Source organism: Eubacterium sp. AF36-5BH, from assembly GCF_003460505.1.
Lineage (GTDB): Bacteria > Bacillota > Clostridia > Lachnospirales > Lachnospiraceae > Eubacterium_G.
In genome coordinates this window covers 207,942-221,314 of the sequence record NZ_QTVG01000005.1, presented here as the reverse complement: position 1 = coordinate 221,314, position 13,373 = coordinate 207,942, and the positions used below count along the sequence as shown (strand labels likewise).

The following is a 13,373-nucleotide window of genomic DNA, read 5'->3' as shown; positions in this document are numbered from 1 at the left end:
AGACACTATTAGGCTTCAAGTCAGTTTTGATTTGAAGCCTATTTTAACATTAAAAGGTAACTCATTATTTATATTAACAATACAATCGTGGAGGATTATTATGTTTGCAGATTTTGCAAAAATTTTCATACAGTCAGGAAAAGGTGGAGATGGACATGTATCTTTCAGACGTGAAATATATGTTCCAAATGGTGGTCCTAATGGCGGAGACGGTGGAAAAGGCGGAGACGTTATTTTTCAGGTAGATAAAGGACTTAACACTTTATATGAATTTAGACATAAACATAATTTTAAAGCAGAGCCGGGACAGGAAGGTGGCAAGCAGAACAAAACAGGAAAAAACGGTGCAGACCTTATTATAAAAGTTCCTGAAGGAACAATTGTCAGAGAAGAAGAAACAGGAAAAATCGTAGCAGATATGAGTGGTGATAATCAGAGAATGATTATCTTAAAAGGTGGTCGCGGTGGTAAAGGAAACCAGCATTATGCAACAGCAACAATGCAGGCACCACAGTATGCACAGCCTGGACAAAAGAGCATGGAATTAAATGTTACACTTGAACTTAAAAGTATTGCAGACGTTGGTCTTGTAGGATTTCCAAATGTTGGTAAATCGACTTTGCTTTCAAGAGTAACAAATGCAGATCCAAAGATTGCCAATTATCATTTTACAACATTAAATCCAAACCTTGGTGTTGTAGATTTAGATGGTGGAAAAGGATTTGTTATTGCTGATATACCGGGACTTATTGAAGGTGCTTCAGAAGGTGTCGGGCTGGGACATCAGTTTTTAAAACATATTGAAAGAACAAAAGTTATTATTCATATGATTGATGCAGCCTCAGTAGAAGGTAGAGACCCAATAGCTGATATTAAGGCAATTAATAATGAATTAGAAAAATATAATCCTGATTTATTAAAAAGACCACAGGTTATTGCAGCTAACAAAATTGATGCAATTTATGGTGATACAAATGAAGTAATCGACAAAATTAAAGCTGAATTTGAACCTGATATTAAGGTTTATCCTATATCGGCAGTTAGTGGTAAAGGCTTAAAAGAACTTCTTTTCTATGTAAGAAATTTATTAGATCAGTTTGATGATGCACCTGTTGTATACCAACAGGAATATAATCCTGAAGACTACATTATTACATCAGAATTACCATACACAGTTGAAAAAGTTGAAGATGGTTTATATGCTGTTGAAGGACCAAAAATCGAAAGAATGCTTGGTTATACTAACCTTGAGTCTGAAAAAGGCTTCTTGTTCTTCCAGAAATTTATGAAGGACAATGGTATTCTTGAACAGTTAGAAGAATTAGGAATTGAAGAAGGTGACACAGTTAAGTTATACGGTCATCAGTTTGAATATTACAAGTAAGGAGTAGATTATGAATAGCAAACAAAGAGCTTATTTACGAAAAATCTCTGCTACAATCGATCCAATTTTTCAGGTTGGAAAATCTGCTGTAACACCTGAAATTACAGCAGCAATTGATGAAGCATTAGAGAAACGTGAAATTATAAAGTTAAATGTTTTGAAAAACTGCTTATATGAACCAAAGAACATTGCAGAGGTTATTGCTGACAGAACCCGTTCTACAGTTGTTCATGTAATCGGAAGAAAAATTGTCTTATATAGACCTGCAAAGGATGAAAAAGACAGAAAGATTATTCTTCCATAAGTTTAGTGGAGTTATTATGAAAATAGGAATTTTAGGTGGTACATTTGATCCCATTCATAAGGCACATATATATATGGCAAAAGAAACTTTAAAACAGCTTAAGTTAGATAAAGTATATATCATGCCTTCACCATGTCCACCACACAAAAATACAAAAAATATTACATCAGATTTTCATCGTGTAAACATGATTAAGTTGGCGGTAGCTAATGAAAAAAATGTTGAGTTTTTTGACTACGAGTTAAAGAACCACTTAAGTTACACAGCTGACACTTTAACCAAACTAAAATCAGAGCATAAAGAAAATGATCTTTATTTTATAATTGGCGGCGATTCTGCTGCAACTTTTACTAGCTGGTATCAGCCAGCTGTGATTCTAAAAAATGCCAATTTGGTTATTATTAATAGAAAGGATGAAAATCAATTTAATATAGAAAGTATAGTTGAAAAGATTAAAGAAGAAGTGGCTGCTAATGTTTATTTACTTAATGTTAAGGAGTCTGATATTTCATCCAGTGATATACGAACACATAAAATAGAAGCTGCAAAAGATTTATTGCCTAAAGGTGTATATGAGTATATTGTAGAAAATAATCTCTATACAGATGGAAATATAAATAAGGCATGGTCTCTTAGCAAAATTAAGGCAGATTTGAAAAATGTCTTAAACAAACACAGATATGAACATACTTTAGGTGTGGCAGAAACAGCAAAGAAAATGGCAGAAGCCTTTAACGTTAATCCAAATACAGCGTATTTAGCCGGTATATTACATGACTGTGCTAAATACTATTCAGATTCACAGTTACTTAAATGTTGTAAGGATAACAATATTTTAGTGACAGACTGTGAAGAAAAAGCACCATATCTTCTGCATGGAAAAGTTGGCGCTTTTATTGCAAAAACAAAATATGGTATAGTAGATGAGAATGTTTTAAATGCTGTTATTTGGCATACTACCGGTAAGGAAAACATGTCTGATTTAGAAAAAATAATTTTCTGTGCTGACTATATTGAACCAGGCAGAATTGTGCAGCCTAATTTAGAATATCTAAGAAGCATTTCGCTTCAAAATTTAGATTTGCTGACTTATAGTATTTTAAAAGATACATTGGATTATTTGAAAAGTAAAAATCAAATTATTGACAGCTACACGCAGAAAGCATTTGACTACTATAAAAACAAATTAGGAGAATAAAATGGAATCAAGAGAATTAGCAAAAATTGCATATAATGCATTAGATGAGAAAAAGGGAATTAATATTTCAATTATTGATATTTCAGAAATTTCAACTTTAGCTGATTATTTCATTATTGCAGGCGGTAATAACGAAAATCAGGTTAAGGCATTAGCTAACAGCGTTGAAGAAGAAATGTATAAAGTTGACTGCAAGCCAAAACATATTGAAGGTTTTGATAACGCTAATTGGATATTAATGGATTTTAGTGATATTATTGTTCATGTTTTTAATGAAGAAGACCGATTATTCTATGATTTAGAAAGAATCTGGCGTGATGGAAAACATTTGGAAGTTACAGATTTATAAAATTATCTATAGAAATTTAGATAACGTTTCTTTTATAATATTAGGTTTATAAAATTATATTAATAATTAGATAGTTTAAAATTTAAGATATTGTATTTTTAACGTTAGATATATTTGTTTATATAATTTTCAGTATATTATTGTATTTATTAGGAGGTAAAAATATGTGGGCATATGAAAGTGTTTTTTATCAAATATATCCTTTAGGATTTTGTGGTGCACCTTTTGAAAATGATGGCAACTTACAGCATCGTATTAAAAAAATACATGACTGGATTCCACACATAAAGAAAGTTGGTGCAAATGCAATTTATTTTTCTCCGCTATTTGAGTCAGATACTCATGGATATAATACAAGAGATTACAAAAAGATAGATGTAAGATTAGGCACAAATGAAGATTTTAAAGCGTTGTGTGAGGATTTACACAATAATGGCATAAAAGTTGTTTTAGACGGTGTTTTTAATCATGTGGGACGTGGATTTGAACCATTTATGGATGTATGTAAGAATAGAGAAAATTCACCATACTTAAACTGGTTTCACATAGACTTAAACGGCAATTCCAACTATAATGACGGCCTATGGTATGAAGGTTGGGAAGGCAACTATGATTTAGTTAAATTAAATCTTCAAAATAACGATGTTGTGGAATATTTATTAGATGCTGTTTCTTTTTGGATAAATGAATTTGGCATAGATGGCATCAGATTAGATGTTGCATATTGCCTTGACTTTGATTTCTTAAGAAGATTAAGACGACATGTTGATTCTTTAAAAGAAGATTTCTTTTTAGTTGGAGAAATGCTTCATGGTGACTATAACCAGAGAATGAATGATGAAATGCTTAATTCAGCAACAAATTATGAATGTTATAAAGGTCTTTATTCAAGTTTTAACAGTATGAATATGTTTGAGATTAATCATTCATTGCTACGTCAGTTTGGACCTGAGCAATGGACATTGTATAAAGGAAAACATTTATTGTCTTTTGTGGACAATCACGATGTTACAAGAGTTGCAAGCATTCTGACAAATGAAAAACATTTACCACTTATATATGCCTTAATGTTTGGCATGCCGGGGATACCATGTGTTTATTATGGCAGCGAATGGGGAACAAAGGCAGATAAGTCTCAGGGAGATCCTGCACTTAGACTTTCATTTGACCAACCGGAATTTAATGAACTTACACAATTTATCAGTAATTTAAGTGCAGCAAAGAAAAACAGTGTTGGCTTAAATTATGGTGATTTTACATCAGTGCTTTTAACAAATAAACAGTGTATTTTTAAGCGCGCTACTGAAAATGAAACAGTTTATGTTTGCATTAACGCAGAAGAAAATGCCTTTGATGCATACTGTGAAGTGAAAAATCACACATATACGGATTTAATTACAAATACACCTATGGAAATAGGAGAATGCTTTAAAATGCCGGGATATAGTGCATTTTATTTAATGAATTAAGTTTAAAATAAATTTCATATTTAATTAATAAAACTATTATAGATTAATATATGTAATACTAGGAAAGGAAGTGCTATTATGGCAAGAGAAATGGTTCCTGTAACATTACTTACAGGTTATTTAGGAGCAGGTAAAACAACATTATTAAATCAGGTACTTACAAACCAGAAGGGTTATAAAGTAGCCGTTATCGTTAATGATATAGGTGAAGTAAATGTAGATGCATCTCTTATTGCAAAGGGCGGACAGGCTACATTACAGGATCAGAATCTTGTACCTCTTCAGAATGGATGTATATGTTGTACATTAAGTACAGATTTAATTAATCAGATTATAGATTTGGTACAGTCAGGAAAATTTGACTATATTTTAATTGAAGCAAGTGGTATTTGCGAACCTATTCCAATTGCTCAGTCAATTTGTATGTTAGATGGTTCTTATGACAAGAGAGCAAAATTAGCAAGACTTGATAATATCGTTTCTGTAGTTGACGTAGCTAGAATGGCAGACGAATTTGGTTGTGGTGACAATCTTGTAAAAGATGATATTGATGAAGAAGATATTGAAAATCTTTTAATTCAGCAGATTGAATTCTGTAATACAATTATTTTAAATAAGGTTGACACAGTTACACCTGAACAATTAGCTAAAGTAAAAGCGATTATTAGAACACTTCAGCCTAAGGCTGTTATGTTTGAAACTAATTATGGTGAAATTGATGTTGATGAAATTCTTGATACAAAGAGATTTGATTTCGAACAGGCAAGTATGTCAGCAGGTTGGATTCAGGAATTAGAATCATTTGATAATGAAGAACATCATGAAGAAGATGACCATGAAGAACACGAGCATCACAATCACGATGAACATGAACATCATCACGATCACGACCATGAGGACAAGCACCATAAACATCATCATGACGAAGAAGATGACCATGAACACGAACATCATGACCACCATGACCATGAAGAAGGTCACCATCATGGACACCATCACCATCATCACCATGGAGAAGGTGAAGTTGAGGAATATGGTATTGGAACTTTTGTATATTACAGAAGAAAACCATTTGCAAAAGAAAAATTTGAAGACTGGTTAGATGAAATGCCAAAAACAATCATAAGAGCAAAAGGTATTATCTGGGCTGCTGAAAATAACAATGATGCATATATGTTTGAACAGGCAGGAAAACAGATTAACATTAGCAATGCGGGACAGTGGGTTGCAACAGCTCCTCGTAGAGTTAGAGCTAAAATGATGAAAGAAGATCCTACACTGGTAAATGATTGGGACGAAGAAGTAGGAGACAGAATGATTAAGGTTGTATTTATTGGCCATGATATGGATAAAGAGGCAATTATTGAAAGCCTTGATAAATGCTTAGCTTATTAATCAGATAATATGAGTAACAATATAAATAATTATATTATTGTTTCATTATAGTAATAAGCAATTAAAAGCTTATATAAAGCAAAAAACGTAGTTTTTAAATATCTAAAAACTACGTTTTTTATATACCTCATAATAATAAAATAATAATAAAACAACCAATTATTAAAAGAATTAATTTAATATAATTGTCTTAATATAACTTTTAATTCAATAAGTTTAATATAATTGCAATCGTTACAACTATATTAGTTCTAAAATTCTTTTTATACTGTATTACGGTTCTTAAACTATATTTCTTAAACTATCTTACGGTATAAAGCATATGCTTTACCAACGATTGTACAATCATCAACTATAATAGGATCCATATTGTCATTTTCAGGCTGAAGACGAATATAACCATCTTCTTTATAAAAAGTCTTAACTGTAACCGAATCATCTATTAAAGCAACTACAACGTCTCCGTTATTAGCAGAGTTGACCTTCTCTACAATTAAAAAATCACCGTCATAAAAACCAATATTAATCATGCTTTCACCTTGAATCTTTAAAATAAAAGTTTCATTGTTAGGTAGAAATTCTGTAGGAAGAGAAAAATAATCTTCGATATTTTCAACTGCAAGTAGTGGTTCACCGGCAGCAACACGTCCAATAATTGGAATATTAGTCATGTCTCTTCTTGTCAAACCGAATTCATCATCAATTATCTCGATTGCACGTGGCTTAGTAGGATCTCGTCTTATATATCCGTTCTCTTCTAATGTATTAAGATGTGAGTGAACGGAAGAAGTAGAGCGTAAGCCAACTCTTTCACATATTTCCCTAACTGTAGGTGGATAACCTTTTTTCAAAATTTCTTCTTTTATGTAATCTAAAATCAATTGCTGCTTTTCACTAATTTTTCCTGGCATAAAATTTTTTACCTCCTTTTTTCAAAAGTACCATTTATGGGACTACCTATATGATAATATTAACATAGTTCCTGATAAAAAACAACAAGATTTCGAAAATATGTTCGAAAATATATTGACAAACGTTTGTTCGGATGATAATATAACATTACAGAACAAGAACAGATGTTCTTAAAGGGATAAGCAATACATACTAAAAGAGCTATGCGAGGAGGAAGATATAATGAATACAGGCAGAAGAGACGTGATTAAGAAAAGAAGAGTTAATCTGTTACGGAGAAGAATAGTTATTGTTGGTGTTACATGTATAGCAATGTTTTTAATATGTGCCACATTTGTTAATTTATATAATGTGAATGCAAATAATACAAGTAAGAATCCTTTATATAAATATTACACAAGTTACCAGATTGAACCAGGTGATACATTAACATCTATTGCTCAGAAGTACACAATTAATAGTGATGTATCTGTACAGGATTATATTGATGAGGTTAAGAAGAATAATAATCTTGTTAGCGATAAGATTAACAGTGGAAGTTATTTAGTTGTTTCATATTATTCAAACGAGTATAAATAAAGCTTGCCTTTATTTTATACCATATATATCTTTAGTTAGCCGCAAATGTTTAACGCACATATTCATTTGCGGCAATTTTTTTATATATTTACTATATTTGTGAGTAGTATTTGAATTAATTTTTTATTTAATTATGTTTAGATTTTTCTTATTTTTAATCTTTTCTCAGTTTGACGGCGTTTCTGGCTTTGCGTCTACGTTCGTCTTCAATAGCTGCGTAATGTTTTTTTGTAGTATTTACATCCTTATGACCTAAAACATCTGCTACAAGATAAATATCACCGGTTTCCTTATAAAGAGCAGTGCCATAGGTACTTCTCAATTTATGAGGCGTAATTTTTTTCAAGTTAGTAACTAAGGAAGAATACTTTTTGACCAAATTTTCTACAGCTCTAACACCGATTCGTTTTTTTTGAATAGAAAGAAAGAGTGCATTTTCATGACCGGATATAGGAACAATTAATTTTCTTTCTTCAATATAGTCTAAGAGAGCTTTTTCAACTTCTTCACCAAAGTAAATAACGGTTTCGTTGCCACCTTTACGACGGATTTTTATACCGGAATTCTTAAAATCAATATCATTTATGTCAATACCAACACATTCAGAAACACGAATACCAGTTCCAAGTAAAAGAGTCAATATTGCTAAATCTCGTGTTTTAGTTTTAGCATGAAATTTCTGTTGAGATTTCGTTAGCTTATCGCCTGTGTCAACTTCATCAAGTAAATTGCCCACTTCATCAGCGTCTAATCTTATAATTTCCTTTTCATGGATTTTAGGCATACTTACAATAGAAGCAGGATTAGTCTTAATCATCTCTTTTTTATAAAAGTATTTGTATAATGTTCTAAGACAGGCAAGTTTTCGCATTATGCCACGTTCTTTGTTAATATGCTCCTTGCCATCTTCAGTTACATAATACTTTAAGTATTCAAGATATTCTTCGATATCTGTTGCAGTAATTTTATCTAAAATATCCAGTGGTAGAGAGGTGATTTCTTTATCTTCCACATTAGGATTATTTTCTTTTAAATAATTAAAGAAAACAATTAAATCATATCCATAACCAATACGTGTACGGGAAGAAGTAGTAGGCTCGATTCCTCTAAAAAAATCCTTGCAAAACCATGGTAATTTTTTTTGTAATTCCCTTAATTTTAATTCGTTATTTATTATTACCTGATCATGGTAATTTCTCGTTGTGTTATTTTTTTCAATGTTTGGCATATCTAAACTCCTTAAATATTTGGGTTAATCAAAACTCTTGTTACATAAAGCTGTAAAAATACTGTTTTTACAGTCTGGATTTTCTTTGGTTAATGTTTTAACTAAATTCTTTATATATTCTCGTTTTGTATGACCATCAACTGGACATGTATTTTTAGCAATCGGCAACTGATATTTATTTGCAAAGCCAATTACTTCCTTTTCAGGCACATACATTAACGGTCTGATGACTTTTAAATTAGTATTACTCAAATGAGTAACAGGAGAGAAGCAGTGGAACCGCCCCTCATACAACAAAGACATAATTGCTGTTTCTATCATATCATCTTTGTGATGAGCATAAGCAATTGTATTGAAACCAAGCTCCTTTGCATGATTGTTTAAAGCCCCTTTACGCATTTTTGCACATAAAGAACATGGATTAGATTCCTTTCGCTTGTTAAAAACAATATCTGAAATTTGTGTTTCGACAATATGTAAATCAACATCCAAATTAGAGCAATAGTTCTTAATTTGATGGAAATCCTGTATACCAAAGCCTAAATTAATTGTTATACCAATTAAATCAAAGCTTTTAGGATAAAAGCGTTGAAGTTTTTTCAATGCATAAAGTAGAGTTAAACTGTCTTTACCGCCGGATATACCCACAGCAATTTTATCTCCATCATTTATCATATTATAGTTGTCTATTGCCTGGCGGACATAACTAAATAGTTTTTGTTCTTTCAAATTTAAACCTCCAAATTAAACAATATAGTGAATTATATATATGCTACGTTTATTAAGAATCTAAAAAAGACGAATAAAACCGTTTATAGTTTTATTCGTCTTTTAATTATAGTATTAATCTAAATATAAATCGAACTAGCAATTGATAATTCTGTTAATAGACTAATTTAACTAATATATTCATTTATGCTTATTGTATTAAATATAAATATTTAATACAACCTTAAATAACGTTATATATAGCAAATTATAATTTCAAGAAGCAGATAATTTTTTTATCTATTTTACATTATTAATTAGATTTTTTTTACTTATAACATAGAAAGCAGATAAAACTTATAATTAGAATAACACAACTATTCGCAAAAGACAAGTTTAACGAAAAGTATGTCAAAGAAAATAGTATAAAATATAGCTTAATAAGCTTTTTAAAGCACATTTTCAATTAAATTCTTAAAATATTCAGGAATAGGTGCTTCATATTCTACATATTCTTTTGTTGTAGGATGTATAAACCCAATTGTTTTTGCATGCAAACATTGTCCCTGTAATTTAAAGGGACATTTGTTATGGTTATAAACATCGTCACCAAGTAACGGATGATTTATGCTTGCCATGTGAACTCTAATCTGATGTGTACGGCCGGTTTCTAATTGAAACTCACATAAAGCGTATTTATCAAATTGTTTTAAAACTTTGTAATGGGTAACTGCATGTTTTCCGTTGCGTTCATTAATTGCCATTTCCTTACGTTTTGTAGGGTGTCTGCCAATTGGTGCATCTATTGTACCTTTAGTTTCATCGAAACGTCCCTGAACTATACCCCAATATTTTCTTGTAATTGTATGTTCTTTTAATTGTTCAGCAATAAAATTATGGCTGTAATCATTTTTACAAATTATTAAGGCGCCGGTTGTATCTTTATCAATTCGATGTACAATTCCAGGTCTTAAAACACCGTTAATGTTTGATAAATTGTCTTTACAATGATACATTATTCCATTAACCAAAGTACCTGTATAATGTCCTGGTGCAGGATGTACAACCAAATCTTTAGGTTTATTTACGATTAAAACATCATCATCTTCGTATATAATATCTAAAGGTATGTTTTCAGGCTCTATATTAGCTGTAACCGGCTCAGGAATATTAATTGTTATGCAATCATTTTCCTGAACTTTATAGTTTGCCTTAGACGATTTTTCATTAACTAAAACATCGCCATTTTTAATTAATTTCTGTATATAATTGCGGGAATTATTATCTAATAAATCTGTTAAATATTTGTCTAAACGTATATTTTTATTAGATGAATCCACGTAATAAGTTTCACACATATTTAATCTATTAATTCCTTTCAAGTCAAGTATATATCATTTTATTATTTTTAATGTTTCTTTAAAGAAATTATTGTGTTAAAATCTTCTTCATTAATTTTTAATATGCATAATAAAACAATTCCAATACATGAAATTGTTACATAACAGTCGGCAACATTGAAAACCGGAAAGTTAATTGGTTTAAAATAGATAAAATCAACAACATAGCCTCTTACTACTCTGTCAATTAAGTTCCCTACTGCTCCTGCCAGCAACATTGATAAAAATATATTTAAAATTAAGAATATTTTATTATTTGTTTTTTGATACAGTAAATTAACATTTCTACTGAAAATACATATAAAAAATATTGCAATTAAAGTAAATATAATAAACATTAATATTTTGCCGGAGAACATTCCCCAGGCTGCTCCTCTGTTTCCACCATCTAAATAATGTAATAATAATACATCTTTTATAATGTGAAAGTCATTTTTGCCTTTTAAAGCAATTATTGCAGCATATTTGCTTATCTGATCAATGAAAACTAAAAACAATGCAAAAACAAGCATTTTTAGGTTTGATTTTAATGTTTTATTCATTTACAATTACCTTTTTAACACTTTCTAATAAATCATTTTTTGAAATTTCACGGTTGATTGAGGCTTCACCTATGGAATTAGCTACGATAAACTTAATAATTCCTGAATCCATTTTTTTATCATTTAAAGTTGCTTCAACAACTTCTTTAGCCTTAATATCTGATGTCTCAATTGGCAACTTATATAATTTAAGTACATCTAATATTTCATGGTACTGGTCTTTGGTAATAAAACCTTTCTTGTATGATATGTATGATGCAGCGTTAATTCCAATTGAAACGCACTCTCCGTGTAAAAGAGAAAAGTTCTTTGTTTTTTCAATAGCATGGCCAATTGTATGGCCAAAATTAAGTAGTGCACGTTCGCCTTTTTCCTTTGGATCATTTTCAACAACACATCTTTTTATATTGCAGCTAACAAATAATAACTGACGTAATGTTTCATAATCTTTATTTAAAACACCATCAATATTTTCTTTAAGCCAGTTAAAATATTCACCGTCTTTAATAATACCATGCTTGATAACTTCGCCCATGCCTGATAAATATTCTCTTTCTGGAAGGGAATTTAAAGTGCTTAAATTCATATAAACTAATTTAGGCATGTAGAAAGCACCAACCATATTTTTGTAAGCTTTAAAGTCAACACCTGTTTTGCCACCAATGCTTGAATCTACCTGAGATAATAATGTTGTTGGAATTTGAACAAAATCAATACCTCTTAAATATGTTGCTGCAGTATAACCTGTCATGTCTCCTGTAACACCGCCACCTAGAGCAAGAAGCATATCGTTTCTGTCAAATTTATTTACGATTAAATCTTCGTAAATGTCGTTAATTGTATCCAAATTCTTATACTGTTCTCCAGCTTTAAATTCGTGTAAAATAATCTGTTTGCAGTGTGGCTTTAGGAGATTTGAAAGTTCTTCTCCATATAAAGGACCAACTTTTGATTCTGTAACGATGCATAATTTTCTGTTTTTTATGTTAAATTTTTCTAATTCTACTAAAAGATTTGTAAAAGAATCTGAGAAAACTATGTCGTAGCATGGCTTTTCCTCGTAGTTTACTGTTATTCTGTTTGATAAGTTTTCTAATGCCTTTATCATTTCTGTCTCCTTATTTATTATGTATTTGATATTAATTATTCATAAACTCTTATTTTAATTAAATTTCTACCTTTTTTCGTTTCTTTAAGCACACCATCATAAATAAATCTACCCTTGCCTCTTACAGATACAATATCGCCTTCTTTAACAGTTGCTCCATTAGATGTGGTTGATTTTCCGTTGATGAAAACTTTTTTCTCTTCAATTAATGGAATAATACTGTTTCTGGTTGCTTTAAAAGCAGTTGCAATAAGACTGTCTAAACGTACATTAGAAATAGTTCCCATTACTTCTCTTAAGTTAGGAACAATTTCTAAATCAGTTGAATCTGACAAATTGATTTTTATTTGAGTGTGTTTTATTTTAAATAAATTATCAATTATATAATCAGCAATATCTTCTTTACAATAAACATAAGCATCTTTTTCCTTAGTAAAAATATCGCCGATTTTACTTCTGTTAATGCCTAAATTTAAAATAGCACCTAAATAATCCCTGTGACTTAAAGTGTCTGAAAATTTGGAATTAATAGGAGCTATGTGTAATACAGATATAGGAATATGTTCAGTATAATATATCTCCTGTGGAGAAAATACTAAAATCTTTCTTTCTGCATAATTATTACCTCCTGTAACATCTATATTAACAGGAGGTAATGTATTTTTTATTTGATTAAATATACTAAGTTCATTAATATTTAGAAAATCAGAATATGTATAAATATTACGGTCGTATGAAATACGAGCTAATTCTTTGATTCTGTTAGTTAAAAATAATTCGTCTTTGTTCATAATATT

At 30.4% G+C, this 13,373-nt stretch carries 14 protein-coding genes; 7 read left to right on the top strand and 7 right to left on the bottom strand.

Annotated elements, in window-relative coordinates:
* Positions 1–100 precede the first annotated feature (100 nt).
* The 6 genes from obgE to DW006_RS06825 all read left to right on the top strand — a co-directional run bounded on the left by obgE (position 101) and on the right by DW006_RS06825 (position 6,099).
* Positions 101–1,384: a GTPase ObgE gene (gene obgE, locus DW006_RS06850; protein WP_117999614.1), complete on the top strand. Its 1,284-nt coding sequence runs from the start codon at positions 101–103 to the stop codon at positions 1,382–1,384.
* Between the two features lie 10 nt (positions 1,385–1,394).
* Entirely contained in the window at positions 1,395–1,688 is a 294-nt protein-coding gene (gene yhbY / locus DW006_RS06845; RefSeq protein ID WP_022166145.1) for a ribosome assembly RNA-binding protein YhbY, read from the top strand.
* Between the two features lie 16 nt (positions 1,689–1,704).
* Positions 1,705–2,886 carry a nicotinate (nicotinamide) nucleotide adenylyltransferase gene (gene nadD / locus DW006_RS06840; protein WP_158561085.1) on the top strand — a complete coding sequence of 394 codons (1,182 nt, stop codon included), beginning with the start codon at positions 1,705–1,707 and terminating at the stop codon, positions 2,884–2,886.
* A gap of 1 nt (position 2,887) precedes the next feature.
* The gene (gene rsfS / locus DW006_RS06835) at positions 2,888–3,235 is read left to right on the top strand and encodes a ribosome silencing factor (RefSeq protein WP_022166148.1); all 348 of its coding nucleotides are present in this window, start codon (positions 2,888–2,890) and stop codon (positions 3,233–3,235) included.
* 164 nt (positions 3,236–3,399) lie between these two features.
* Complete coding sequence (locus DW006_RS06830) at positions 3,400–4,704, top strand: alpha-amylase family glycosyl hydrolase (RefSeq protein ID WP_117999612.1); 1,305 nt, start codon at positions 3,400–3,402, stop codon at positions 4,702–4,704.
* Between the two features lie 78 nt (positions 4,705–4,782).
* Positions 4,783–6,099, top strand: coding sequence for a GTP-binding protein (locus tag DW006_RS06825; protein WP_117999611.1), 1,317 nt, complete (start codon positions 4,783–4,785; stop codon positions 6,097–6,099).
* Positions 6,100–6,395: 296 nt separating this feature from the next.
* On the opposite strand, the gene lexA is transcribed toward DW006_RS06825, so the two are convergent.
* A complete protein-coding gene (gene lexA, locus DW006_RS06820) occupies positions 6,396–7,010 on the bottom strand; it encodes a transcriptional repressor LexA (protein ID WP_117999610.1) in 615 nt (204 codons plus the stop codon).
* Positions 7,011–7,233: 223 nt separating this feature from the next.
* Between lexA and DW006_RS06815 the strand changes: the two genes are divergently transcribed.
* The gene (locus tag DW006_RS06815) at positions 7,234–7,590 is read left to right on the top strand and encodes a LysM peptidoglycan-binding domain-containing protein (protein WP_243002591.1); all 357 of its coding nucleotides are present in this window, start codon (positions 7,234–7,236) and stop codon (positions 7,588–7,590) included.
* Between the two features lie 154 nt (positions 7,591–7,744).
* Here the strand turns inward: DW006_RS06815 and DW006_RS06810 are convergent, their stop codons facing one another.
* From DW006_RS06810 to DW006_RS06785, 6 genes are all read right to left on the bottom strand, one after another.
* Positions 7,745–8,818, bottom strand: a complete 1,074-nt coding sequence (locus DW006_RS06810; RefSeq protein ID WP_117999609.1) for a tyrosine-type recombinase/integrase — start codon at positions 8,816–8,818, stop codon at positions 7,745–7,747.
* A 24-nt stretch (positions 8,819–8,842) separates the two neighbouring features.
* Entirely contained in the window at positions 8,843–9,547 is a 705-nt protein-coding gene (locus DW006_RS06805) for a tRNA 2-thiocytidine biosynthesis TtcA family protein (RefSeq protein WP_117999608.1), read from the bottom strand.
* Between the two features lie 428 nt (positions 9,548–9,975).
* Positions 9,976–10,884 carry an RluA family pseudouridine synthase gene (locus DW006_RS06800; RefSeq protein ID WP_117999607.1) on the bottom strand — a complete coding sequence of 303 codons (909 nt, stop codon included), beginning with the start codon at positions 10,882–10,884 and terminating at the stop codon, positions 9,976–9,978.
* A gap of 50 nt (positions 10,885–10,934) precedes the next feature.
* Complete coding sequence (gene lspA, locus DW006_RS06795) at positions 10,935–11,468, bottom strand: signal peptidase II (RefSeq protein ID WP_117999606.1); 534 nt, start codon at positions 11,466–11,468, stop codon at positions 10,935–10,937.
* Positions 11,461–12,576 (bottom strand): 3-dehydroquinate synthase, encoded by a 1,116-nt coding sequence (aroB, locus tag DW006_RS06790; protein ID WP_117999605.1) that lies wholly within the window; start codon positions 12,574–12,576, stop codon positions 11,461–11,463. Before aroB ends, lspA begins: the two co-directional genes overlap by 8 nt.
* Before the next feature lie 35 nt (positions 12,577–12,611).
* A complete protein-coding gene (locus DW006_RS06785) occupies positions 12,612–13,367 on the bottom strand; it encodes a YlmH/Sll1252 family protein (protein WP_117999604.1) in 756 nt (251 codons plus the stop codon).
* Between the last annotated feature and the right edge of the window lie 6 nt (positions 13,368–13,373).

Excerpts from the sequence above, each read along its gene's own strand:
- obgE (WP_117999614.1), top strand. The coding sequence starts at position 101 with ATGTTTGCAGATTTTGCAAAAATTTTCATACAGTCAGGAAAAGGTGGA.
- yhbY (WP_022166145.1), top strand. The coding sequence starts at position 1,395 with ATGAATAGCAAACAAAGAGCTTATTTACGAAAAATCTCTGCTACAATC.
- nadD (WP_158561085.1), top strand. The coding sequence starts at position 1,705 with ATGAAAATAGGAATTTTAGGTGGTACATTTGATCCCATTCATAAGGCA.
- rsfS (WP_022166148.1), top strand. The coding sequence starts at position 2,888 with ATGGAATCAAGAGAATTAGCAAAAATTGCATATAATGCATTAGATGAG.
- DW006_RS06830 (WP_117999612.1), top strand. The coding sequence starts at position 3,400 with ATGTGGGCATATGAAAGTGTTTTTTATCAAATATATCCTTTAGGATTT.
- DW006_RS06825 (WP_117999611.1), top strand. The coding sequence starts at position 4,783 with ATGGCAAGAGAAATGGTTCCTGTAACATTACTTACAGGTTATTTAGGA.
- lexA (WP_117999610.1), bottom strand. The coding sequence starts at position 7,010 with ATGCCAGGAAAAATTAGTGAAAAGCAGCAATTGATTTTAGATTACATA.
- DW006_RS06815 (WP_243002591.1), top strand. The coding sequence starts at position 7,234 with ATGAATACAGGCAGAAGAGACGTGATTAAGAAAAGAAGAGTTAATCTG.
- DW006_RS06810 (WP_117999609.1), bottom strand. The coding sequence starts at position 8,818 with ATGCCAAACATTGAAAAAAATAACACAACGAGAAATTACCATGATCAG.
- DW006_RS06800 (WP_117999607.1), bottom strand. The coding sequence starts at position 10,884 with ATGTGTGAAACTTATTACGTGGATTCATCTAATAAAAATATACGTTTA.
- lspA (WP_117999606.1), bottom strand. The coding sequence starts at position 11,468 with ATGAATAAAACATTAAAATCAAACCTAAAAATGCTTGTTTTTGCATTG.
- aroB (WP_117999605.1), bottom strand. The coding sequence starts at position 12,576 with ATGATAAAGGCATTAGAAAACTTATCAAACAGAATAACAGTAAACTAC.
- DW006_RS06785 (WP_117999604.1), bottom strand. The coding sequence starts at position 13,367 with ATGAACAAAGACGAATTATTTTTAACTAACAGAATCAAAGAATTAGCT.